This window comes from Marinicella litoralis (assembly GCF_002591915.1).
In the GTDB taxonomy this organism is placed as follows: Bacteria; Pseudomonadota; Gammaproteobacteria; order Xanthomonadales; family Marinicellaceae; genus Marinicella; species Marinicella litoralis.
The window spans coordinates 100,315-122,642 of the sequence record NZ_NIHB01000005.1; the positions used below are offsets into that span (position 1 = coordinate 100,315).

Here is a 22,328-nt window from a genome sequence, read left to right on the forward strand (position 1 = left end):
CTGGCGGCCACTGTTTTTAGTTATAATCATTGGCATTCATAACAAAAAAATAAAGGGGTATCAGGTATGAAGTCAGATCAACCAGTGGTTTCCGCTGACAGAAACATTGCAGAATTAACCATCAAAGCACTGATTTTAGGTGCCTTGTTATCGATGGTGTTGGCAGCGGCCAATGCTTACATTGGTTTGTTGGTGGGTTTAACGGTTTCAGCTTCGATTCCGGCTGCTGCGGTTTCAATGGGTTTATTGCGTATGTTCAAGCGATCGACCATCTTAGAAAACAACATGGTACAGACTGCTGCATCGGCCGGTGAGTCGTTGGTGGCTGGCATTATATTCACCATTCCTGCTTTGGTGATGATGAAAGCATGGGCAGGTTACGAATATGGACCGATGGTAGCGATTGCAATTGTTGGTGGTATTTTGGGTGTGGCATTCACCATTCCATTGCGTCGAGCCTTGATTGTTGAAGCCAAGTTAAAGTTTCCAGAAGGCGTCGCCACCGCAGCCGTTTTGCAGACTGGTGGGATTGAAAATGACCGCAGCAAGAAAATTGCCAATAAAATTGCAGATGCTGGCTTTGCCACTTTGTTAAAAGGCGCCTTGATCGGTGGGGTGGTTAAACTGCTTGAATCTGGTTTAGGTGTATTGGCTTCTGGTGTTTCCGCAACCAAAGCATTTTTTGGCGGTAAATACCTGTTTATGGGCGATGTAACTTTGAGTCCTGCCTTGTTGGGTGTGGGTTATATTGTTGGTTTAAACATTGCGTTTTTGGTGTTTTTAGGTGGTGCCCTGGGTACTTTAATTGGGGTGCCATTGAATTGGGCCTTTAATGGTGATGCCATCATGTTAGCCACTGGCATTGATTCAGCCAAATCAATGGCCGAATTGAGCTCGGCAGAATGGGGACAAATTGCCGGTCAGTCGTGGCAAAATTGTCGACGCATTGGTGTGGGTGCAATGATGATAGGTGGATTGTGGTCACTGATCAGTTTGGCCAAACCCTTGTGGCAAGGTGTGGCAGCCAGTATCAAAGCCTACAAAGACAGCAAAGGCGAGGGTGGTGGTCTAGCAAGAACTGAATTTGATACGCCGATTCACTTTGTTGGCATCGTGGTATTGGTCGCCATTGTTCCGGTATTTTTAATCTTCAAAAATGCACTGGGGGTTTATCCTGATGCGAACTTCATCGCAGCGGTTATGACTGTGTTGATGTTGGTGTTTGGTTTTATTTTTGCTTCGGTGGCCGGTTACATGGCTGGCTTGGTCGGCTCATCAAACAATCCGATTTCAGGTGTGACCATTGCAACCGTCATTGTCTCTGCCCTGATTTTGTTACAGTTGATGGGCAATGATGGCATGGCTGCCACCTTAGGCCCCATAGCCGTTATATTTTTGGCTGGCTTGATTTGTTCGGCGGCAGCCATTGCTGGCGATAACATGCAAGACCTTAAATGTGGTCATGTGGTCGGGGCAACTCCTTGGAAACAGCAGGTGTTTCAAGTCGTGGGTGTGGTCGCAGCCGCCTTGGTGATTCCATTTGTCTTGAACATACTTGACCAAGGTTATGGCATTGGTCGTGTGTCACCAATAAATCCAAGTGCAACCATGTTGGCAGCGCCACAAGCGGGATTGATGCAAGCATTGGCCAGCGGTATTTTTGGCGCCGGTATTGAATGGGGTTTCATCTTTATTGGATTTGGCTTGGCTGTGGTATTGATTGTCTTGGATAAAATTCAAGAGAAACGCGGTTCAAGTTTCCGTTTTCCAGTTTTGGCAGTGGCGGTGGGCGTGTATCTACCCTTGGGTTTGTCAGTACCGATTTTCATTGGTGGTATATTGGCGCACCTATTGAAGAAAAAAGCGGCCCAACAATCGACTGAGAAACAACAAGTCAAAGAATCCAGTGGTTTGTTATTGGCATCAGGTTTAATCACTGGAGAAGCCCTGATGGGTGTATTGGTGGCAGTGGCTGCGGTCAGCTTCCAAGGCATGGTGCCATTCCTGACATTCAGTGGGGCTTGGTGGTGTGGTGTGGCCGTGTTTGTTGCTGTTATTTACTACATATACAACAAAGTTCAGCGCAGTTAAGCGATTACAGCCGGTAAAAAGGGCGTTTTAAACGCCCTTTTTTGGTTTTCATTTAATGATTATTATGGCTTTATTTGCCTTGGAATTTGGCTTTGCGCTTTTCTAAAAATGCGCTGGTGCCTTCATTTTTGTCTGCTGAAGCACAGCAAATACCAAAGGCTTTGACTTCATAATCCAAAGCATCAGGTAGGGCGCATTCCAGGCCTTTGTTGATGGCATCTATGGTCATGCTCAAAGCAATTGGCGCAGAGGCAGCCAACTGCTGTGCCACTTGCGTGACTGATGCCATTAACTCACCTTGGGGTACCACCCAATTAATCAGGCCGATGTGTTCGGCTTTGTCAGCTGAAACCATGTCTCCCAATAAATTCATTTCCATGGATTTGCTTTTGCCGACCAATCGAGTCAAGCGTTGGGTGCCACCAAATCCAGGTATGACGCCCAATTTGATTTCTGGTTGGCCAAATTTGGCATTGTCAGAGGCGATTCTTAAATGACAAGCCATGGCCAGTTCACAGCCGCCACCCAAAGCAAAACCGTTGACGGCCGCGATGACCGGCTTGCCACAGTTTTCAATGTGATTGAACACGGATTGACCAAAACGGGCAAATTTCATACCGGTCATGGCATCAGTGGTGGCCAATTCGGATATGTCCGCACCGGCAACAAACGCTTTATCACCAGAACCAGTGATGACGATACAAGCGACGTTGTCATCATCCGCCGCACCTTGGATGATGGTGTCTAATTCCTTTAAGGTGGCTTGGTTTAAAGCATTCAATTTATCAGGTCGATTGATGGTGATGGTTAAGATGTTGTTTTCAAGCTGTGATAGGACGTTGGCCATGATTGATTAGATTGATTTTAAGGAAGTGAAATTATACCAACAAACACGGTCTGGCCTCAATTCATTATGTTTTTGTTAAATCAAGGCTCATTCGGCGTTGATCCGTGGATTAAATGAACTTATTAGTTACTCGCTTGTCTTGTTTAACTCTAATGCCTGACGTACAATACGCGGCTGAATTTGTTAAGAGGTTTTGAATGAAAAAATTAATTACATTGATGTTTTTGACCACAGCATTTATCGCTGTAGCTCAAACAGAACAAGCAATACCAAAAAGCGCAGACATCACGTTTGACAAGGCTGCTGCTTCTTATGCCATCGGTTTTCGCATGGGTTTGCAAATGGCTGGCCGTGAAGGCAGTGCTTTTGATGTTGATATTGACCAAGCCATCAAAGGCTTGAAAGAAGGTGCCGCCAAAAGTGAGCCAAGCATCGATAAAGAGGCGATGGCTACTGCATACGCCAATTACCAACAAAAACTGCAATTGTTCCAACGTGAAGAATATTTGGCCATGGCTGCCCAAAGTCAAAAACGCAGTGACGACTTTTTGGCACAAAACAGATCTAAAACAGGCATCAAGGAATTGGCCTCAGGTATTCAATACCGTGTGATCGAAGCTGGTTCAGGTAAAAACGCCAGTTTAGACAACACTGTTAAGGTTCATTACAGTGGTAAATTAATCGGCACAGAAGTGTTCGATAACTACCAAGAATTTGACAGCACTTACAAAAATGGTCAGCCATTAGAAATGGACATGAAACAAATTGGCATGCCAGGTTGGAGAGAAATCATTCCAATGATGAAAGCAGGCGATAAATGGCAAGTATTTATCCCACCAGAAATGGCATACGGTGTGAAAGGACAAGGTCCTATCGGGCCTAATGAAGTTTTGGTTTTTGATGTGCACTTACTTGAAATCAAATAAATACAGCTGACACTGTAAAGATCGAAGAGGCAAGTTGCAGAACTTGCCTTTTTTGCTTTCTGCCATGGAAAATTTCAGTCAAAAAGTTAAGCCGCACCTCAATCAAAGTTTGATTGACGAAGACCTGTGGACAGGTGCGCCTGGCGAGATGGAACGCGCGGCAGCGGTGTTGTTTCCATTTTATTGGAAACAGAATGAGCCTTGGGTCTTGTTGACGCAGAGGAATGCCGATTTAAAACACCATTCTGGGCAAGTCAGTTTTCCGGGTGGTGGTTATGAAGCCCATGATAAAAACATCAAACAAACCGCTTTGCGCGAGACCCATGAAGAAATTGGGATTGAAGCTGGCTTGGTTGATGTGTGGGGGTTTTTAGATGGAATTGCATCAATCAGTGGCTTTCATGTCACGCCATTTGTTGGCGAAATCAAGGACGTTTCACAGCTGGTGATTGATGAAAATGAAGTAGATAGGGCCTTTGGTGTACCGTTCTCGTTTTTCCAAAATCGAGACAACCGGGTTAAAAACAAAGTGAAGACACCTTTTGGTGATCGACATTACTATGTTTTTGATTACAAAGGTGATGTGATTTGGGGCTTAACTGCACAAATCATTGTACAATTAGTCGATAGAATAAATAAATAAGCTTATGAGTGGTAAAGTTTTTATAAGAACACATGGTTGTCAGATGAATGAATACGATTCTGACAAGATGCAAGACGTGTTGCTGAAGTCGCATGGCTTAAGCATCACTGATGTGGAAGAAGATGCTGATGTGATTTTGATCAACACCTGTTCAATCCGTGAAAAAGCACAAGAAAAAGTATTTTCTCAATTAGGCCGTTGGCGCAAAATCAAAGAGAAAAATCCAGATGTCATCATTGGAGTGGGTGGCTGTGTCGCTTCACAAGAAGGGGAAGCCATCATCAAGCGAGCGCCTTATGTGGATTTGGTGTTTGGGCCACAAACCATTCATCGATTGCCAGAATTGTTGAATGAGCGCAATAAACAACAAAAGCCGCAGGTAGACATTTCATTTCCTGAAATTGAAAAGTTCGATAACTTACCTAAACCCCGTAAAGACGGTCCATCTGCCTTTGTTTCAATCATGGAAGGATGCAGTAAATACTGTTCGTTTTGTGTGGTGCCCTATACCCGTGGTGAAGAAATGTCACGTCCAATGGATGGTGTGCTGTCTGAAATCATGCAATTGGCCGAACAAGGCGTAAAGGAAGTTAACTTATTGGGACAGAATGTCAATGCCTACAGGGGCTTATCACATGATGGTGACATTGTTGATTTGGCGTTGTTGATTCACTATGTGGCTGCCATTGAAGGCATTGAGCGCATTCGTTTCACCACTTCACATCCCGTTGAATTCACCGATGGCTTGATTGAAGCATTCCGTGATGTACCAGAGTTGGCCAACTACCTACACTTGCCAGTACAGAGTGGTTCTGATCGCGTTTTGTCAATGATGAAACGGGGACACACCGCTTTGGAATACAAACAGAAGATTCGTAAATTACGTGAAGTCAGGCCTGACATCAGTTTGTCTTCTGATTTTATCGTAGGATTTCCTGGTGAGACTGCCAAGGATTTTGATGACACCATCAAATTAATCACAGACATTGGCTTTGATCAATCATTCAGCTTTATTTATTCAGCGCGGCCTGGGACACCGGCCTCTTCGATGCCTGATTTGGTGTCTATGGAAGAGAAAAAAGCCCGCTTGCAAAAATTACAAGCCACCATCAATGAAATGGCGGCCAAAATCAGCCAAGAAATGGTAGGCAGCACCCAGAGAATACTGGTCGAAGGCACCTCTAAGTGGTCTGATGAAGAATTGTCTGGTAAAACAGAAAACAACCGTGTGGTCAACTTTGCTGGCCCCAAACGTTTGGTAGGTGAAATGGTCGATGTGGTCATCACCGAAGCTTTAAGAAACTCATTAAGAGGTCGTATTCTAATCAATGATGAATGAAATAAAAGAGCAGGGAAGCACGAACTCCACCGTTCGTAACATGGAAATTTCTGACTTAAGCAATGGTGCCTTGGCCAATTTATATGGCCACCATGATGCCCACCTTAAACAGTTGTCAGAACACACCCAAACTGACATTCACGCCCGCGGCAATAAATTTCAAATAGAAGGCGGTGTTAGCCATGTAGAACATGCAGCCAAAATGCTGTTCTTGTTGGTTAAAGAAGCCAGAAAAGAGGCATTGAATCCAGAAATTGTGCACGTTATTTTGGCAGGTAATGCCACCAAACCGGATTATGAGCCACAAGAAGTGGCGATCAAAACCAAAGCGGGTGTAATCACCGGACGTTCTGACAATCAGAAAGAGTATCTACATAACATCGTCACCCATGACATCAATTTCGGCATTGGTCCGGCAGGCACCGGAAAAACCTACTTGGCCGTGGCTTGTGCGGTTGAAGCTTATATGAATGATCGGGTGCGCCGTTTGGTATTGGTCCGACCTGCTGTTGAAGCGGGTGAGCGATTGGGATTTCTGCCTGGTGATTTGAGCGACAAAGTGGACCCATATCTGCGTCCCTTGTACGATGCTTTGTATGACATGTTGGGTAACAACAAAGTTGAAAAAATGCTGGAAAAAAACGAAATCGAAATTGCACCATTGGCCTTTATGCGCGGTCGTACTTTGAATGATGCTTATGTGATTTTGGATGAAGCACAAAATACCACAGTCGAACAAATGAAAATGTTCCTGACCCGTACCGGTTTCAACACCACGGTAGTGGTGACCGGTGACATCACCCAAGTTGATTTGCGCCCAGGTGAAAAATCTGGTTTGAAACATGCCATGGATATCTTACAAGACATCAAAGGCATCAGCTTCAGCTGGTTTAAATCCAAAGACGTGGTCAGACATTCGTTGGTACAAAAAATTGTTGATGCTTACGACAACCAGAAAAAATAAGCGTCAGAGGATTCAGTATGATTAGCCTCGAATTAATCAACGAAAACAACTTGGCAGCACCTGATTCTGCCCAATTCCAAATTTGGTTGAATCAGGTTGCTGAAAAACTGAACATCACTGGCGAAATTTGTATCAAGATTGTGGATGAAACTGAAAGCCACGATTTAAACCACAGCTACCGTGGCATAGCCAAGCCGACCAATGTATTGTCCTTCCCTGCCGAAATACCTGATTTCGTTGAGTCCACCCATTTAGGCGACCTCGCGATTTGTGCGCCGGTGGTCATCAGAGAGTCAGTAGATCAAAACAAACCAGCGGTCAACCATTGGGCCCACATGAGCATCCACGGCACCTTGCATTTATTGGGTTATGATCACATCGAAGATGTCGATGCTGAGGAGATGGAAACTCTGGAAATAGAGTTGTTGAAAGCATTGGGTATGGTTGATCCATACCATTGAATTTTCAATCGTTTAAAAACCCCTGACACCCATGGTTGGTATTGGCCAATAGCTGATCAATCCTTGTTGTATAATTTACTGGACAATTTACCTGGCATAACGCCAGCAGGAGGAAACGATGAATTATATTGATGGTTTTGTGGCAGCAGTTCCAATTAAGAATAAAGATCAATACATTGAGCATGCCAAATTATGCGCTGAGGTCTTTAAGGACAATGGGGCGCTAAAGATCATAGAGTCATGGGGTGAAAATGTCCCGGATGGAGAGGTGACTTCATTACCCATGGCAGTGAAATGTAAACCAGACGAAACAGTGGTTTTTTCAACCGTTGTTTGGCCTTCCAAGGAGGTCCGTGATGCAGGTTGGCAAGCAGTGATGGAAGACCCCAGAATGCATCCAGATCAAAACCCCATGCCTTTTGACGGCAAACGCATGATTTATGGTGGTTTTGATGTCATCTTAGACGTCTAGGTTGGGTTGGTTTTTTGATCAATCAGGGTGTAAGTTCGATCTTGACGATGAACACAACAAATCTTGACGGAAAGGGTGTTATTCAGTCAAACTACTTAATTTAACCGGAATGATTCAAATGATGAAATGGGTGTTTATGATTGCCAGTCTGTTGCTGATGACTTTTTCAGCTGGTATGGCTGCCGATCAGAAGTCAGGGGTGGAGGCTTTACCTTCTGATCTTAGGGCTTTGCTGCGGCAAGAAATGAGGGCGATTGAAACCGCCATGAAAGACATGGTTTCATTCATTGCCGCTGGAAACTATAAACAGACAGAACAATTGGCCAGCCAAATTGAAAACAGTTTTATTCTCAAACAAAACCTCACGCAAGCACAAATGCATCAATTGCATACCTTGTTGCCAGAAGATTTTTTACAACAAGACCTTCAATTTCATTACTATGCCGGCATGCTACAACATGTGGCCGCCAACAAAAAACCAGAATTGGTGGCATTTTATTATGGCCAGTTGCTTGAATCATGTGGCAGCTGTCACCAAGCCCATGCCCAACACCAGTTTCCGTTGTATCAGAAAACGCCTGAGGCGAAACAACATGGGCATTGAAGCTTGAGCAGAAACTTTTCCCCCTGCGTTTCTAGGCGCTGTCTGTTAAGTGATTGACTGAGTCAAAGCTGAGATTCAATTAAACTTAACCACTGCTTGGGGGTCAATCTATACAAGTGTTCTTGATTTTGACAGGTGATGGCTTTGAGTGTACGTGTTTATGTTATTTTGTTGTTATTTGGTGTGGCCTTGGTTGGCTATTTATTGGGCCGACCTTATTGGCACCCTGTTTACGTGAAAGCCTTTGGTGCCAGAACTGTGGCCGAGGTGATCAATCAATATGGCGATGCGGCTCGAAAGGTGCTCAAACCACAGTTTACATCTGTCGGTTTATCCTATCCTCCGCAAAAGATCGCACTGTTGGCGTTCAAAGACCGCAATCAGCTTGAACTGTGGGCTTCCAGTCATGATCAATGGCGTCAGGTTACAGATTACACCATCAGGGCAGCCAGTGGAGTGCTCGGGCCGAAATTACGTGAAGGTGACAGACAGGTTCCCGAAGGCCTGTACCAAATCATTGGACTCAATCCAAACAGTTCATACCATTTGTCAATGAAACTCAATTACCCCAATTCCTTTGATCTTAAGTGGGCTCAGCTAGAAAACAGAGACCAGCCTGGCAGTGATATATTTATTCATGGCAAAGCCGTTTCTATAGGATGTTTAGCGATGGGTGATGAGGTCATCGAACAATTATTTACTTTGGTGGCTGATGTGGGCAAACACAATGTTCAGGTCATTATTGCGCCTACCGACCCCAGAAAAACCCCGCTTGTTCCAACTGTTGGATCACCTGCCTGGGTCACTGAGTTGTATCAAAACATCACAGCCGCTTTTACCAGGTTCAGGCTGCAGTCTTGATACACCTTGACTTATGTAATGTAAATTAATTGATGCATTAAGTACATATACTGGCTTAAAGTAAAATTAAATATACATTAAACCTAAATGTATTTGCTTTTAATGCAAAGATAAGTTACCATAACAAGGGTGATAACTATACAATGAATAGAAAACTATCCTTAACAATTGGTGAGACAAGCAATGAATTTCAACTCAATGACAGATCAAGCCGTGGCTAAAGAACTGGGTCGCAGGATTGAACAATTGCGCTTAGAGCGAGATTTAACTCAACAAGCTGTGGCTGATGAGGTGGGTTTGTCGCGAATCAGTTACCGCCGTCTGGAGGCCGGTGAAGCCAAATTAGTCAATGTGGTGGCGGTGTTGCGGGTTTTTGGACAGGTGTCTTTGTTAGATCATGCCATTCCTGACACGGTATTCAGTCCGATGGAGCAGTTGAAGTTACAAGGCAAAAAACGACAAAGGGCATCTGGCAGCAGAAAGTTGTCAAGCCAAACAGAGTCGGGCGATGAAACGACCCACCAAGAAAAAGCTATGGACTGGTGATGAATCAATTGGCTGAAATCAGATTGTGGGGCCACTTGGTGGGTGCTTTGGCTTACCAACAAAAAACGGGGTTCAGTACTTTTGAATATTCGCCTGAATGGCGCCAATTGGGGGCAGAAATTGCACCGATTACCATGCCATTGGCTGCCACCAAATACAGTTTTCCAAGCCTGAATTACGAAACATTTCATGGCTTACCAGGCATCTTTGCAGACGCATTACCCGATGACTTTGGCAATGCAGTGATCAATGCCTGGCTCAGTCGTCAAGGCAGGGACACAAAATCATTCTCTCCGGTGGAGCGCTTGTTGTATACCGGTACCAGAGGCATGGGTGCTTTGGAGTTCTTGCCGATGCTGGACAGGGGTTACCAAGCAGGGGAGGTGTTGGACATGACGTCTTTGATTGGTATGGCACAACACATACTGGATCAGCGCGCAGGTTTGAATAAGCACTTCGATGGCAACCAACAGAACAACAGCCAAAGCAACAACGAGCCCAATAACAGTGCCATGCATGCGATTCTTCAGGTAGGCACATCGGCCGGTGGTGCGCGAGCCAAAGCAGTGATTGCCATCAACCAAGAACGCAGTGAAATACGTTCAGGTCAAGTGCCAGCTCCAGCAGGGTTTGAGCATTATCTATTGAAGTTTGATGGGGTGGAAGAACACAAAACCAACAGCGAAACTTTTGGAGATCCACAAGGCTATGGACGAATGGAGTATGCTTATTATTTGATGGCACTGGATGCCGGTATAAGCATGGCGCCCAGTGAATTGTTACTCGAGGGACGTCGCGCACACTTTATGACCAAGCGCTTTGATCGCATAGGCAACCACAAATGCCATTACCAGTCATTGTGTGGTATGGCCCATGCCGATTTTAAACAACCAGGTGCTTTCAGTTATGAAGAATTGTTGTCAGTGGCCAGACAGTTACGCTTACCCCGAACTGACGCCATTGAGTTGTACCGGCGGATGGTGTTCAATGTGGTGGCACGGAACCACGATGACCATTGTAAAAATTTTGGTTTTGTGAAAAATGATTTAACCGATTCATGGCGTTTATCACCAGCTTTTGATGTGGCCTATAGTTATAAGCCAGGATCACCCTGGGTGTCATCACACCAACTGAGTCTCAATGGCAAGCGCGATCATTTTAAACGCTCTGACTTGCTTGAAGTAGCGAAAGCGATTGCCAACTTTCGAACCGCCGATGAGCTGATTGACGAAGTTTTGTCAGTGGTCGCCAAGTGGCCAGAGTATGCAGAAAAGGCTGGCGTAGATGAACGCTTTGCTGCTGATATTTTCAGCCACTTAAGGTTAACTATTTAGCAGTAAACCATGACAATCCATTACCGAACTTACCGAACAAGTGATCAACAACAAGTCGTTGATTTAATCATCGGGATTCAAAGCGAAGAATTTGGCGTGGCGATTACAGTTGAGGATCAGCCAGATTTAAGTGACATCCCCGACTTTTATCAACAAGGCAATGGTCATTTTTGGGTCGCTATCTATGAGGATCGAGTGGTCGGCACCATCGCATTGCTTGACATCGGTAAACAACAGCTGGCGTTGCGAAAAATGTTTGTGGCAGCAGCCTTCCGAGGTTCAGCATCAGGTGTGGCCCAAAGCTTGCTCAAACGATCTCATCAATGGGCCATAGAACAAGGTGTTACCGATATATATTTGGGCACCATAGACGTGTATCAGGCGGCCATGCGGTTTTATGAAAAAAATGGCTATAACAAAATCAAAAAATCAAACTTGCCTCAATCCTTTCCGTTGATCGCGGTGGATAATGTGTTTTATCGAAAACACTTACAGTACAACTGCTGAGTTTGGGTGAAGGCTGTACTGATTCCCATCGCCAGATCCAGATAAACTTGCTGTGTTAGAATAATGACTCTGACCGGCCAATGTCTGCGATAAAAATCATGAAAAACTGCTGTAAACCATCACTTCATCCCGCAAAAACGACTGTGCGCCTTGGCCTATGCCTGTTGCTAATTATCTCCACTGCTGAAGTATTGGCCCATGAACCTGATCAGGCTTCAATCGATGCCACCATGCGCGACATTGGAATCATGTACATCATCAGTGATGACAGAAAGCTGCCCAAAGAAAACCGCATCAAATGGGAAGCAGGGTTGGCAGAATACATTGATTTCGCGTCATTGAATCAGGGCATGAAAGAGCGGGTCAAAGCGGCCATTAAGCTTGCCGATGAAGCCAATATGGATGAAACAATGGCCACTCAAATAGCAGAAAAAGCGGTGCGGTTTTTAGTTCCCAGGGAATTGTCAAACTACATGCAGGCTTATCTGAGAGCGAAAGCCAAGGTGGCTGAGTTGCTACCTTGTGATCAAGTCTATGAACAGGAAACAGCCGATGGTTTTACCCTGTGTGTGCGACATGTATCAAAACATGAAAGGCATGTGGTTTTTATGGGTGACGATTTGTCACAACTGGTCAGTTTGGAGTTTCAAAAGCGAAAACGCTGGATGTTGGTTAACATCAATGCGCCCATTTCAGAAAAAAAACTGTTAACCCTTACCATGTGGAAATAAGCTTGGCTTTTTATCCAGTTGAGGGTTCAATAAAAGACCAAATCAAGCCATCAATCTGACTTTAAGTATTTGGCATGATAGACCAAATGATCTTCAATAAAGCTGCTGATAAAATAATAGCTGTGATCATAACCTTGTTGCATCCGGAGATTCAATGGGTGCTGATTGGCCTCACAGGCAGCGACCAATAACTCTGGTTTTAAATACGCTTCAAGAAATTCATCGTCAGTGCCTTGATCAATCAACAGCGGCATTTTATTTTGTGTGTTTTTGATCAATTCAACGGTGTCGTATTGTTCCCATTGGCTCCTATCTTCGCCTAAATATCCGCTAAATGCCTTGATTCCCCAATCGTTTTGGGTTGGGGCTACTATGGGTGCAAATGCACTGACCGATCGGTATTTGCCGGGATTCTTTAAAGCCATGGTTAAAGCACCATGACCACCCATGGAATGACCGAAAATGGATGAGCTATTGGTTTGGATTGGAAAGTTTTGTTCAATGATTTCAGGCAATTCATGCACCACGTAGTCGTACATCTGGTAATTTTTGGCCCAGGGTTCAGCCGTGGCATTCAAGTAAAACCCAGCTCCAGAGCCAAAATCATAACTGTCGTCCTCACCTTCAATCCCTAAATTTCGTGGGCTGGTGTCCATGGTCACCAAGGCAATGCCATGTTCAGCTGCATATTTTTGTGCACCTGACTTGATCATGAAATTTTCTTCGGTACAAGTTAAACCAGAGAGGAAGTACAGCACAGGCACTTGATGCGTTTGTGCTTGAGGTGGCAAATAAACCGCAAAGCCCATCGAACAATTGTTCACTTTCGAAAGGTGTTGGTAAAAGGAAAGTTCGCCGCCGTGTAGTTTGTTTTTACTTTTCAATTCCATGCATAAGCTCCGGTTCAATCAAAAGTGATGACGCTGCGTATTCCGTTGCCTGCATGCATCAAGTCAAAGGCTTCATTGATTTTGTCCAAGGGCATGGTGTGAGATACAAACTCATCCACTTTTAGTTCACCTGCCATGTATTGATCTACCATGCCTGGCAATTGACTGCGACCTTTAACACCGCCAAATGCAGAGCCTCGCCACACCCGACCAGTGACCAACTGAAAAGGGCGGGTGGCAATCTCTTGGCCCGCACCGGCCACACCAATGATGACAGATTCACCCCAGCCCTTGTGACAACACTCCAGAGCAGAGCGCATCAGTTCAACATTCCCCACGCACTCAAATGAATAATCAACACCACCATCGGTTAAATCAATCAAAACATCTTGAATGGGTAGTTCATGGTCTTTGGGGTTGACGAATTCAGTGGCACCCATTTGTTTGGCAAACTCAAATTTATCAGGATTGATGTCTACCCCGATGATGCGACTGGCACCGGCCATCACAGCACCTTGAATCACCCCACAACCAATGCCGCCCAATCCAAAAACAGCCACAGTAGAACCTGCTTCGACTTTGGCTGTGTTCAATACTGCACCCACACCGGTGGTGATGCCACAGCCCAAAAGACAGACTTTGTCTAAGGGGGCATGTCGATTGATTTTTGCCAGCGCAATTTCTGGAACCACAGCATATTCTGCAAAAGTGGATGTACCCATATAATGGTAAATGGTTTGGCCATTGAACGATAAGCGTGAAGTGCCATCAGGCATCAAGCCCTGGCCTTGGGTGGCACGAATGGCTTGGCACAAATTGGTCTTACCTGAGGTACAAAAATTACATTCACCACATTCTGGCGTATACAGTGGAATCACATGGTCATCGACTGCGACTGAAGTCACGCCTGCGCCGATTTCGACCACGATGGCACCACCTTCATGACCCAATACAGATGGAAATATGCCTTCTGGATCAGCCCCTGATAAAGTGAATGCATCGGTATGGCATACCCCAGTGGCGACCATTTTAATCATCACTTCACCCGCTTTAGGGCCCTGAATGTCTAAGGTTTCTATGGATAATGGTTGACCTGCTTCCCAAGCCACTGCTGCACGAATTTTCATTTTTTTTAACTAAGAGTATGGCATTTAATAATAACACAGCTGAAATGTCGTTGCGCTTTCATGTGATCGTTTTAATGCTGTAAATTGAGCAAAACAATCCTCCACATGACCCCTTTACTTGAATATATATCTAAGGTCTCAAACCCAACTTTTTCATGGGCTCTGATTGAACGTGTATTGGTTTCGGCAATTTCTGTGATGATGAATTTAAAATGCGGTGACATTTGCTGTTTCATGCCTTGATAGAGTGCTGCAAAAACTCCTTGTGAGCGATGTGATTTTGCGATACAAATTTGACCCATGATAAAATATTGATCAGGTTGAATGATGTTGTTTTGGTATCGCAGGGCATTAATTCTTTTAAACATCGGTAACAGTACCGAAATTTTAGTTGAAAATTCTTGTAACATTACCAGCGCATAGCCCACCACTTCATCGCTATTTTTGGCGATGGTGTGTGGATGTTTCTGATTCATTTCATGCAAAATGGAAAAATCATGTTTGACCGTAACAAACCCTTGTGATTTGGCCTCTTCAGGTGAAACGTTTGCGGCCAAGTTTTCTTTTTGAAGCTTTAATATTCCCAATATATCTTGTCTTGTTCTGGCGGCTGTGATTTTAATATGACTCATGATGGTGTGGTAGTTGGAATCTACATTTGGCAATCGTCATCAGGGCAAGGCAAATGCTCGACTTGGATGGTGGTGTGTTGAATCTCAAAATGTTGTTTTAGCGAGGTTTTAATGGCTTTCAACACATCGGTTTCGGTTTGAATTTCATCAATGGTTACATGCAGTGTCATGAGGTTAATGTCATTGGTCAATGACCAAACATGGATGTGATGGACATCAACCACAGAAGGTATGTCAGCAATCAATTGTTGTTTGACCTTTGCTTCATCAACTTCATCTGGAGAACCTTCAATCAGTATATGTGCCGATTTTTTCACCACATGCCAACCAGACCTTAGAATCAATACAGCCACCAACACCGACAACACCGGATCAGCCCAATACCAACCAAAGTACATAATAAGAATGGCAGCCACAATGGCGGCCACAGACCCCAGTAAATCGCCCAACACATGGATCATGGCAGATTTTAGGTTTAGGTTTTCTTGGTCACCACCGCTGAGAATTTTAAAAACCACGATGTTGACGATTAAGCCCAGAACCGCAATGACCAGCATGGGTGTGGCCATAACAGTCACTGGTTGAAAGAAGCGTTGGGCGGCTTCAATCACAATCCAAGCTGCAATCACCAACAGACTCATACCATTGACAAAGGCTGCCAATATTTGAAATCGGTGCCAGCCAAAACTGCGGGCTTCATCAGCACCCTTGTCACTGTATTTAAAAGCTAACCAAGAAAGCAACAAAGCCAAGGCGTCACTGAACATGTGACCGGCATCAGCCAACAGTGCCAATGAACCAGAGATGAGACCGCCGATGATTTCGGCAAACATGAAAGCAAAGGTCAATACCATGGCCCAAAGCACGCGCACTTTATTGTCTTGGTTAACTGCTACGCTGTGGTCATGGTGTCCATGATCATGATCATGTGAATGGTCTGAGTGATTATGTGGTTGATTCATTGGTGTAGTTTACTGGTGTTTGCCTTTGTCCCAACCTTTTTTGCCAAAATATTTCATGCCAGCATCCTCAGCGCCAGTTTCCAAAGAGGTTCCCATGGAATCATTCCATCGATTCAAATACCCAAACAAGGCAATGACACCCAAAATTTCAACCACTTCACCATCATCCCAGTGTTTTTTAAGTTCAGATTCAATTTTTTGGTCCACTGCATTGGGCACACTGGATGCCGCCAATGCAAATTCAAACATGGCTTTTTCTGCATCGGTGAATAAATCACTGCTTCTGAATTCCCAAATATGATCCAATCGCTGTTGTGATCCACCATAGCGTTCAGCTGCTAAAATGGTGTGAGCCTGACAGTAGCGACATCCGGTTTGGGCGCTGGTTAGATAACCCACCAAACGTTTTTGTTCGGCGGTGACCCGACCTTCATTGGCCATCACGGCCATATTCAAATTGACAAAAGCTTCAGCAATGGCAGGTCTTCTTTGCATGGTCAGTACACTGTTGGGACAAAAGCCCAAAGTTTCATTAAAAAACTTTACCAGTCTTTCGACTTCAGGGTTGGCGAATTGATCAAGTGGGTCAATTAAAGGCATGTGGTCTCACTTATTTTTAAAAGGATTAGGCTAAACGGGGCGTAGATAAAATTCAAGGATTATTCATCACTCATGCTTTAATTTTCTATACAGTGACACCATAATATAGTTTGATCATTAATCCAGAGAATCCCATGACAACATTTTATGACCTGAAAGCCGAAACCTTGAACGGCAAAGAACAACCACTTGACGCTTACAAAGGCAAAGTGGTCTTGGTGGTTAATACAGCCAGTAAATGCGGCCTGACTCCACAGTATGAAGGTTTACAAGCCTTGTATGCTGAATACAAAGAACAAGGTCTGGAAATACTGGGTTTTCCATGTAACCAATTCGGCAAACAAGAGCCCGGTGATGCAGACCAAATCAGTGAGTTTTGTGAGATCAATTATGGTGTAGGTTTTCCCATGTTTGGTAAAATTGACGTCAATGGCAAAGACACCCACCCAGTTTTTGAATACTTGAAAGATGAGTTACCAGGAACCTTGGGTAAGAAAGTGAAATGGAATTTCACTAAATTCTTGGTCGGTAAAGACGGCCAACCCATCAAAAGATTTGCCCCAACCACCAAACCAGAAGACCTCAAGAAATACATTGAAAAAGCCTTGGCTGCCTAAGTAACAAACGCACTGCCACCTGTCGACACCGCCAAGGATGGCGGTGCTAGAATCGAGACAGGATCAGAGATCGAAGTGTCATCCTGAGCGTAGCCGACGCCACCAAGGATGGTGGTGCTAGAAAGTCATCCTGAGCGTAGCCGAAGGATCTCCTAACGCTGGAATGGTCGAACAGGAAACAGAGACACTTCCAACTGTAGGTGCCTTAAGCGCGACAAGTGGCATCCTGAGCACTTCGACAAGCTCATTGAGCTAACTACCTAGCCGACTGTGCACTTCGACAAGCTCAGTGACCTTCCTAGAAAGTCATCCTGAGCGTAGCCGAAGGATCTCGTTTGCGCAGCAAACATCCGAAGGATCTCCCAAAGCTGGTATGGTCGAACAGTAAACAGAAACACCTCCACCCAACAGTAGGGCCCTTAAGGCCAATAGGGGCTAAAGCACGATAAGTGGCATCTTGAGCCCAGTCTACGCCGCAAGAATGCTGTTGTTTTCCTCGAGCCTTAATCCATACCTATTGGTGAACCTGGTGGTATCGCAGATTCTGTGCTTTCAATCGGTGCGGTTGGGTTATCTAAAAATTGCACAATAGCAGCCGCTGCGGTTTGGTTAAAGGATTTGTGCTTTTTGCTTTTGCTTAAAACCTTTTGTTTGCTTTGTAAAAAACCGGTGACTGTGGCATGGGTGACTGGTGCTGCTTTTTTATCTACCGCCAAGGCCATGATTTGTTTGAGTGTGACCCAATTTATGCCTTGTTGGATGGTTTGGGCATAGTTATTTGTGTGGTTTTGCTCCCAAGTGTGCTGCCACAATTGCGACAACACTTCAGACAGACTAGGATAAGCTGCATTCCTTGCATGGTGTTCGACCAAACGGTTGGCACGTTCTGCGTTCAGTAATAATTGAAGTGAATGTTTGGCTGCGGTTTCAGCCACTCCCAAGGCATCGAAATTCAGCCCAGTGCGGTGAATAAAATGCTCACGGTCGCGGTAACTGCCCTCAGTCGGTGGCAGCAACAGAGGCAATAAATCTTCAGGCAGAGCCAAGGTTTCGACCGACAAAGTAGCCAGCACTGCATCCAATGCCTTTTGTTGTGCAGCGGCAGCAACAATTTGAGCTTTGACATCAGGTTCGCCTTTGATGGCGTAGCGGTAATTAACCCCAGCAATCAATTTAACCGCCGCTTCTGTTTGGTAACGATGAAACAAATAAACCGGCACCAAATGAAGTTCTAAACTGGCCACTGCTTGACCTGATTTAATGGTGCTCAAACCAAAATGATCCAATGCGATTTGGCGCACTTTAAGAACATCCATTAAGCCTTGTGCTGCATCGGCTCCATTGTCCCACAGGTGGGCGAACGGTTGGCTGCCACCAGGGGTTCTGGCATCCCTGTCAGCGATGAAAACATGACCGTCTTCACGCGCCTTATCTAACAACTGGTTGAGGGCTTGGTATTCATTGGATGTCCCAAAATCTTGGTATAAATAGGCCAAGGAGACTTTGTCCCATGAACCAATACCCACATCATAGGCGTCGGATAAATCCAAAGTGCCTTGGTCGGTTATTTTGATCAAGGGATGTGGATAATCCATCACCGAGGCGCGGTTTATGCTGCTGGTGTAAAAGTTGTGGATTAAACCCAATGTATGACCGACTTCATGGGCAGAAAGTTGACGCAAGCGAGCCAGCGCCATGTCCTGAATGTCTTTTTCAACGGCACTGACATCTTTTTGACCATCATACGGTGACAACAAACTTTGGGCCAACAACATGTCCTGACGAACCCTGAGAGAGCCTAAAGTCACATGACCTTTGAGTATTTCCCCACTGCGTGGATCAACAATGCTGGCGCCATAAGACCAACCGCGGGTTGAGCGGTGAACCCACTGTATGGTGTTGTACCGCATGTCCAAAGGATCGGCGTCTGCAGGCAACAACTTAACTTCAAAAGCATTGGAAAAACCTGTCGCTTCAAAAGCGTCTTCCCACCACCTGGCACCATCCAATAAAGCCGAGCGAACCGGTTCTGGCGTACCAGGATCCAAGTAATAAACGATGGGTTCAAGTGGGTCAGAGACCGCAGCTGTCGGGTCTTGTTTTTCCAATCGATGACGGATCACCCATTGTTGGTCCATGGATTCACCCAGTGGTACGGCGTAATCTTTGAAACTGATTGGGATGCCGCCTGAACGTGGGTCAAAACGTCTGGTTTTATAAGGAACATCAGGCAGTTTGACCAATGAATGGTGGGTTCTGATACTGAGGGTGTCACGGCTGGGTGCGACTGAACTGATGTGTTTACCTGGTTTGCTGCCTTGTAAGGTGATTAAGGCTTCGAACTCGGTGTTTTCTGGAAAATTCTTGCTGTTGTCCATGAATATGGCAGATCGGTTGCCATCTACAGTGAATTGGCCTTCGTTCATTTGAGCCAAACGGTCGGTGATGCCTTGTGAATCGCGCAATAAATAATCGGTCCAATCGACCAAGACATGTCCATCACTTTGTGCCATCACAGCACCACCCCACAGCACAGATTGTGCAAAGCCATCTTCGACAGCTTGTCTTTCTGCCGCATTGTCAGAATAGGCACGGTAGGATTGGTTGGGTTCAACCATCATGACTTTGTGACCCAAACGTTTGAATTGCACCAAACTGTAACCACCAATTTGTCCACGATCCAAACCGATGTCATTGGACCCGACACCAGACTGTAGGTAGTAAACATAAAGTAAATCGGTATTGAACTGGGCTATTTCTAAATAGATTTTACCTGAGGTCTCATCCCAATAAAAATCAACAAAACCGCTGTGTTTCTGCATGTCAGCCGTGAAAGTCGCAATGTCTTTTTTATCAGCTGCTGCGGGCTCAGGGGCTTCGGCCAAAGACGCAAAACTCATGAAAAGTAAGATCAGGATGGTGGTTTGAAAACGCATAGATTCCTCTTGTCTGGGTCAAAATAATGGCATTTATTGTGCCAATCCTAACGTCAAAAGTCACCAATAAAGATTTGGCAATGTAACAAACTTAAGAATATTGTATCGGGTTGTTGGCTTCAGCCAACCCTTTTTCCTGGTAATCGGAGTATATAGGTCGACTGAAGTCGACAACCCAGGAGTAAGACATAAGGTTTGGGTTGTTGGCTTTAGCCAACCTTTTGCTTTTGCAATTGAGCCATACTGGTCGACTGAAGTCGACAACCCAGGGGTATGAAATAAAACTGAAGTGGATTACCCGAAGGTAAGACATAAAGTTTGGGTTGTTGGCTTTAGCCAGCCTTTTGCTTTTGTAATCGAGCCACACAGGTCGACTGAAGTCGACAACCCAGGAGTAAGACATAAGGTTTGGGTTGTTGGCTTTAGCCAACCCTTTTCCCTTTGTAATCGAGCCACACAGGTCGACTGATGTCGATAACCCAGAGGCATGAAATAAAGCTGAGGTGGATTACCCGAAGGTATGAACTGAAATAAAATGGCAATTAAGTCTCAATAGAATTTAAATTAAACTGTGGTTGAAAGTATAATGCGCCACATGAAAATAGAAGCCATTTTACAAGACCGTTCGGGCGGTCAATGCGAGTTGTGTCAAGCAACGGATGACCTACAGGTTTATCAAGTTGAGCCGGTTGAACAGATTGATGTTGAGTCATGTGCATACCTTTGTGGTACCTGCAGAACTCAAATCGAAGACAAGGAACAAACAGCAGCCAACCATTGGCGGTGTTTGAATGAAAGCATGTGGAGCGAAGTACCCGCGGTTAAAGTTTTGGCTTGGCGGTTGTTGACCCGTTTATCAGCTGAAGGGTGGCCACAGGCTTTGTTGGACATGATGTATTTGGAAGACGATCAATTGAAATGGGCCAAAGCCACCGGTGAAGGCACCGAAGAAGTGTTGCATACCGACTGTCATGGGGCCAAGCTGGAAGCAGGGGACACGGTTACCTTGGTTAAAGATTTGAAAGTCAAAGGGGGTGGTTTCACCGCTAAACAAGGTACCGCCGTCAGGAACATTTCATTGGTGCCAGATAACCCGGGTCAAATCGAAGGCAAAGTTGAAAGCCAGCGCATCGTGATTTTAACTGAATATGTGAAGAAATCTTATTGAGTGCTTTGCTGTAACAGCAAATCAACAAAAGTCATCTTCATAATAGCTCATCAAAGACAATCCAGATCGCTTGGTTTCTTTTTTTCCTGCGATCACGCCACGGCATTTTTTGTTGCCACAATTGCATTTGAATTGTCGAAACAAGTAATCCTCAGTGGCACTGTAATCGATACTGATGTACGAGCCAGGTTCGATGTCTGTCAGGGCAGTGGCAATCAATTCTTTGGTGTTGATGGCGGTATTGGGCACACAAGAGTGAATGAAGTAGCCGATAAAATACTTGTCATTCAAATGTTTCTTTTTGCTGATTCTGAAAGAATGGGGTCTGATTGAAGTCACCACATCACCGGCCAGTTTGGCGATGATTTCGCCTTTTTTAAACCGTTTCAATGTCACCATGCCACTGCCTACGACATGATTTTTATATTCAATTTTAAAATCTTTTGCTTGTGGATACAAAGGATCTTGTCCATATTCTGGTGGATACAACATGATTGCAAATCTTCCTCAAGAGCTTAGTAAAATGAGCCATTTTTGGCCCACTGCAAGATTGATAAATCAATAATGCATTTATACTAAAAAAAATTTGAAATGCAATAATTTTTTACTCCAAACCGAATTTTGACAGGCGCAAACATAGAAGGCTTATCTACCCAGCTGAGCAATCAGATTTATGGTTCGGTTTGATTGATCCTTGGGTCGGCTTCGTGAGAATGTAAGGTTTTACCCGGTGTGAGGTAGTATTCTTTGGTTTTACAACGGATTTTTTGTCGGTGCCACAAACCCCTGGGAATGGTGATGAAATCACCTGTTTTGATGCTGTGACGGGTTTTTTTATCGCCTTCAAAGGGTAAAACTTCCAAGGTGATCTCACCTTCTATCACATGCAACAACTCCTCACAATCCGGGTGCATTTCCCACGGAGACCAGTCACTGGCAAGCGCCCAAAACACGCCGCTGCCACCTTCATTGAAGGCATCCAATTCATGAAATTCCATTTCATCCAATTGAGTCACAATGTGGTTTGGATTAAAGACTTGCATATTAAACCCCAGTAATAGATGAACATA

At 44.8% G+C, this 22,328-nt stretch carries 24 protein-coding genes; 15 read left to right on the forward strand and 9 right to left on the reverse strand.

What is annotated here, in order from left to right:
- The first annotated feature begins 66 nt into the window (after positions 1-66).
- Positions 67-2,091 (forward strand): OPT family oligopeptide transporter, encoded by a 2,025-nt coding sequence (locus tag CCS90_RS13095; RefSeq protein WP_099020023.1) that lies wholly within the window; start codon positions 67-69, stop codon positions 2,089-2,091.
- Positions 2,092-2,161: 70 nt separating this feature from the next.
- Here the strand turns inward: CCS90_RS13095 and CCS90_RS13100 are convergent, their stop codons facing one another.
- Positions 2,162-2,938 carry an enoyl-CoA hydratase/isomerase family protein gene (locus CCS90_RS13100; RefSeq protein ID WP_099020024.1) on the reverse strand — a complete coding sequence of 259 codons (777 nt, stop codon included), beginning with the start codon at positions 2,936-2,938 and terminating at the stop codon, positions 2,162-2,164.
- A gap of 197 nt (positions 2,939-3,135) precedes the next feature.
- Between CCS90_RS13100 and CCS90_RS13105 the strand changes: the two genes are divergently transcribed.
- The 12 genes from CCS90_RS13105 (at position 3,136) to CCS90_RS13160 (ending at position 12,326) form a co-directional block, all read left to right on the forward strand.
- Positions 3,136-3,864, forward strand: coding sequence for an FKBP-type peptidyl-prolyl cis-trans isomerase (locus CCS90_RS13105; protein WP_099020025.1), 729 nt, complete (start codon positions 3,136-3,138; stop codon positions 3,862-3,864).
- A 64-nt stretch (positions 3,865-3,928) separates the two neighbouring features.
- Entirely contained in the window at positions 3,929-4,507 is a 579-nt protein-coding gene (locus CCS90_RS13110) for an NUDIX hydrolase (RefSeq protein ID WP_099020026.1), read from the forward strand.
- A gap of 4 nt (positions 4,508-4,511) precedes the next feature.
- Positions 4,512-5,846 carry a tRNA (N6-isopentenyl adenosine(37)-C2)-methylthiotransferase MiaB gene (miaB, locus tag CCS90_RS13115; RefSeq protein WP_099020027.1) on the forward strand — a complete coding sequence of 445 codons (1,335 nt, stop codon included), beginning with the start codon at positions 4,512-4,514 and terminating at the stop codon, positions 5,844-5,846.
- Positions 5,847-5,886: 40 nt separating this feature from the next.
- The gene (locus CCS90_RS13120) at positions 5,887-6,810 is read left to right on the forward strand and encodes a PhoH family protein (protein WP_211337076.1); all 924 of its coding nucleotides are present in this window, start codon (positions 5,887-5,889) and stop codon (positions 6,808-6,810) included.
- A 17-nt stretch (positions 6,811-6,827) separates the two neighbouring features.
- On the forward strand, positions 6,828-7,271 hold the full coding sequence (ybeY, locus tag CCS90_RS13125) for an rRNA maturation RNase YbeY (protein ID WP_099020028.1): 444 nt from the start codon (positions 6,828-6,830) through the stop codon (positions 7,269-7,271).
- A 118-nt stretch (positions 7,272-7,389) separates the two neighbouring features.
- A complete protein-coding gene (locus CCS90_RS13130; RefSeq protein ID WP_099020029.1) occupies positions 7,390-7,743 on the forward strand; it encodes a DUF1428 domain-containing protein in 354 nt (117 codons plus the stop codon).
- Between the two features lie 121 nt (positions 7,744-7,864).
- Entirely contained in the window at positions 7,865-8,347 is a 483-nt protein-coding gene (locus CCS90_RS13135) for a cytochrome c (protein ID WP_180236534.1), read from the forward strand.
- Between the two features lie 144 nt (positions 8,348-8,491).
- Positions 8,492-9,208 carry a L,D-transpeptidase family protein gene (locus tag CCS90_RS13140; RefSeq protein ID WP_442757011.1) on the forward strand — a complete coding sequence of 239 codons (717 nt, stop codon included), beginning with the start codon at positions 8,492-8,494 and terminating at the stop codon, positions 9,206-9,208.
- Positions 9,209-9,391: 183 nt separating this feature from the next.
- Complete coding sequence (locus CCS90_RS13145; protein ID WP_099020032.1) at positions 9,392-9,754, forward strand: helix-turn-helix transcriptional regulator; 363 nt, start codon at positions 9,392-9,394, stop codon at positions 9,752-9,754.
- The gene (locus CCS90_RS13150; RefSeq protein WP_099020033.1) at positions 9,754-11,088 is read left to right on the forward strand and encodes a type II toxin-antitoxin system HipA family toxin; all 1,335 of its coding nucleotides are present in this window, start codon (positions 9,754-9,756) and stop codon (positions 11,086-11,088) included. The genes CCS90_RS13145 and CCS90_RS13150 overlap by 1 nt, the downstream gene beginning before the upstream one ends.
- Before the next feature lie 9 nt (positions 11,089-11,097).
- A complete protein-coding gene (locus CCS90_RS13155) occupies positions 11,098-11,595 on the forward strand; it encodes a GNAT family N-acetyltransferase (protein WP_099020034.1) in 498 nt (165 codons plus the stop codon).
- Positions 11,596-11,759: 164 nt separating this feature from the next.
- Entirely contained in the window at positions 11,760-12,326 is a 567-nt protein-coding gene (locus CCS90_RS13160; RefSeq protein ID WP_133566557.1) for a hypothetical protein, read from the forward strand.
- 50 nt (positions 12,327-12,376) lie between these two features.
- On the opposite strand, the gene fghA is transcribed toward CCS90_RS13160, so the two are convergent.
- The 5 genes from fghA to CCS90_RS13185 form a co-directional block, all read right to left on the reverse strand.
- On the reverse strand, positions 12,377-13,216 hold the full coding sequence (gene fghA, locus CCS90_RS13165; protein ID WP_099020036.1) for an S-formylglutathione hydrolase: 840 nt from the start codon (positions 13,214-13,216) through the stop codon (positions 12,377-12,379).
- Between the two features lie 14 nt (positions 13,217-13,230).
- Entirely contained in the window at positions 13,231-14,343 is a 1,113-nt protein-coding gene (locus CCS90_RS13170) for an S-(hydroxymethyl)glutathione dehydrogenase/class III alcohol dehydrogenase (protein WP_099020037.1), read from the reverse strand.
- A gap of 71 nt (positions 14,344-14,414) precedes the next feature.
- Positions 14,415-14,975 carry a GNAT family N-acetyltransferase gene (locus CCS90_RS13175; protein ID WP_133566556.1) on the reverse strand — a complete coding sequence of 187 codons (561 nt, stop codon included), beginning with the start codon at positions 14,973-14,975 and terminating at the stop codon, positions 14,415-14,417.
- A gap of 20 nt (positions 14,976-14,995) precedes the next feature.
- Positions 14,996-15,937 (reverse strand): cation diffusion facilitator family transporter, encoded by a 942-nt coding sequence (locus CCS90_RS13180; RefSeq protein WP_099020039.1) that lies wholly within the window; start codon positions 15,935-15,937, stop codon positions 14,996-14,998.
- A 9-nt stretch (positions 15,938-15,946) separates the two neighbouring features.
- A complete protein-coding gene (locus CCS90_RS13185; protein ID WP_099020040.1) occupies positions 15,947-16,537 on the reverse strand; it encodes a carboxymuconolactone decarboxylase family protein in 591 nt (196 codons plus the stop codon).
- 134 nt (positions 16,538-16,671) lie between these two features.
- On the opposite strand from CCS90_RS13185, the gene CCS90_RS13190 reads away from it, so the two are divergent.
- The gene (locus tag CCS90_RS13190; protein WP_099020075.1) at positions 16,672-17,154 is read left to right on the forward strand and encodes a glutathione peroxidase; all 483 of its coding nucleotides are present in this window, start codon (positions 16,672-16,674) and stop codon (positions 17,152-17,154) included.
- A 503-nt stretch (positions 17,155-17,657) separates the two neighbouring features.
- Here the strand turns inward: CCS90_RS13190 and CCS90_RS13195 are convergent.
- Entirely contained in the window at positions 17,658-20,090 is a 2,433-nt protein-coding gene (locus CCS90_RS13195) for a zinc-dependent metalloprotease (protein ID WP_099020041.1), read from the reverse strand.
- A gap of 595 nt (positions 20,091-20,685) precedes the next feature.
- Here CCS90_RS13195 and CCS90_RS13205 point away from each other — a divergent pair.
- A complete protein-coding gene (locus CCS90_RS13205; RefSeq protein ID WP_099020043.1) occupies positions 20,686-21,258 on the forward strand; it encodes a PhnA domain-containing protein in 573 nt (190 codons plus the stop codon).
- 21 nt (positions 21,259-21,279) lie between these two features.
- On the opposite strand, the gene CCS90_RS13210 is transcribed toward CCS90_RS13205, so the two are convergent.
- Complete coding sequence (locus CCS90_RS13210; protein ID WP_099020044.1) at positions 21,280-21,750, reverse strand: SET domain-containing protein-lysine N-methyltransferase; 471 nt, start codon at positions 21,748-21,750, stop codon at positions 21,280-21,282.
- Positions 21,751-21,929: 179 nt separating this feature from the next.
- The gene (locus CCS90_RS13215) at positions 21,930-22,301 is read right to left on the reverse strand and encodes a cupin domain-containing protein (protein WP_099020045.1); all 372 of its coding nucleotides are present in this window, start codon (positions 22,299-22,301) and stop codon (positions 21,930-21,932) included.
- Positions 22,302-22,328 lie beyond the last annotated feature (27 nt).

Bases quoted from the DNA above. Each gene is read 5' to 3' on its own strand.
- CCS90_RS13095 (WP_099020023.1), top strand. From the start codon at position 67: ATGAAGTCAGATCAACCAGTGGTTTCCGCTGACAGAAACATTGCAGAA.
- CCS90_RS13100 (WP_099020024.1), bottom strand. From the start codon at position 2,938: ATGGCCAACGTCCTATCACAGCTTGAAAACAACATCTTAACCATCACC.
- CCS90_RS13105 (WP_099020025.1), top strand. From the start codon at position 3,136: ATGAAAAAATTAATTACATTGATGTTTTTGACCACAGCATTTATCGCT.
- CCS90_RS13110 (WP_099020026.1), top strand. From the start codon at position 3,929: ATGGAAAATTTCAGTCAAAAAGTTAAGCCGCACCTCAATCAAAGTTTG.
- miaB (WP_099020027.1), top strand. From the start codon at position 4,512: ATGAGTGGTAAAGTTTTTATAAGAACACATGGTTGTCAGATGAATGAA.
- CCS90_RS13120 (WP_211337076.1), top strand. From the start codon at position 5,887: ATGGAAATTTCTGACTTAAGCAATGGTGCCTTGGCCAATTTATATGGC.
- ybeY (WP_099020028.1), top strand. From the start codon at position 6,828: ATGATTAGCCTCGAATTAATCAACGAAAACAACTTGGCAGCACCTGAT.
- CCS90_RS13130 (WP_099020029.1), top strand. From the start codon at position 7,390: ATGAATTATATTGATGGTTTTGTGGCAGCAGTTCCAATTAAGAATAAA.
- CCS90_RS13135 (WP_180236534.1), top strand. From the start codon at position 7,865: ATGAAATGGGTGTTTATGATTGCCAGTCTGTTGCTGATGACTTTTTCA.
- CCS90_RS13145 (WP_099020032.1), top strand. From the start codon at position 9,392: ATGAATTTCAACTCAATGACAGATCAAGCCGTGGCTAAAGAACTGGGT.
- CCS90_RS13150 (WP_099020033.1), top strand. From the start codon at position 9,754: ATGAATCAATTGGCTGAAATCAGATTGTGGGGCCACTTGGTGGGTGCT.
- CCS90_RS13155 (WP_099020034.1), top strand. From the start codon at position 11,098: ATGACAATCCATTACCGAACTTACCGAACAAGTGATCAACAACAAGTC.
- fghA (WP_099020036.1), bottom strand. From the start codon at position 13,216: ATGGAATTGAAAAGTAAAAACAAACTACACGGCGGCGAACTTTCCTTT.
- CCS90_RS13170 (WP_099020037.1), bottom strand. From the start codon at position 14,343: ATGAAAATTCGTGCAGCAGTGGCTTGGGAAGCAGGTCAACCATTATCC.
- CCS90_RS13175 (WP_133566556.1), bottom strand. From the start codon at position 14,975: ATGAGTCATATTAAAATCACAGCCGCCAGAACAAGACAAGATATATTG.
- CCS90_RS13180 (WP_099020039.1), bottom strand. From the start codon at position 15,937: ATGAATCAACCACATAATCACTCAGACCATTCACATGATCATGATCAT.
- CCS90_RS13185 (WP_099020040.1), bottom strand. From the start codon at position 16,537: ATGCCTTTAATTGACCCACTTGATCAATTCGCCAACCCTGAAGTCGAA.
- CCS90_RS13190 (WP_099020075.1), top strand. From the start codon at position 16,672: ATGACAACATTTTATGACCTGAAAGCCGAAACCTTGAACGGCAAAGAA.
- CCS90_RS13195 (WP_099020041.1), bottom strand. From the start codon at position 20,090: ATGCGTTTTCAAACCACCATCCTGATCTTACTTTTCATGAGTTTTGCG.
- CCS90_RS13205 (WP_099020043.1), top strand. From the start codon at position 20,686: ATGAAAATAGAAGCCATTTTACAAGACCGTTCGGGCGGTCAATGCGAG.
- CCS90_RS13210 (WP_099020044.1), bottom strand. From the start codon at position 21,750: ATGTTGTATCCACCAGAATATGGACAAGATCCTTTGTATCCACAAGCA.
- CCS90_RS13215 (WP_099020045.1), bottom strand. From the start codon at position 22,301: ATGCAAGTCTTTAATCCAAACCACATTGTGACTCAATTGGATGAAATG.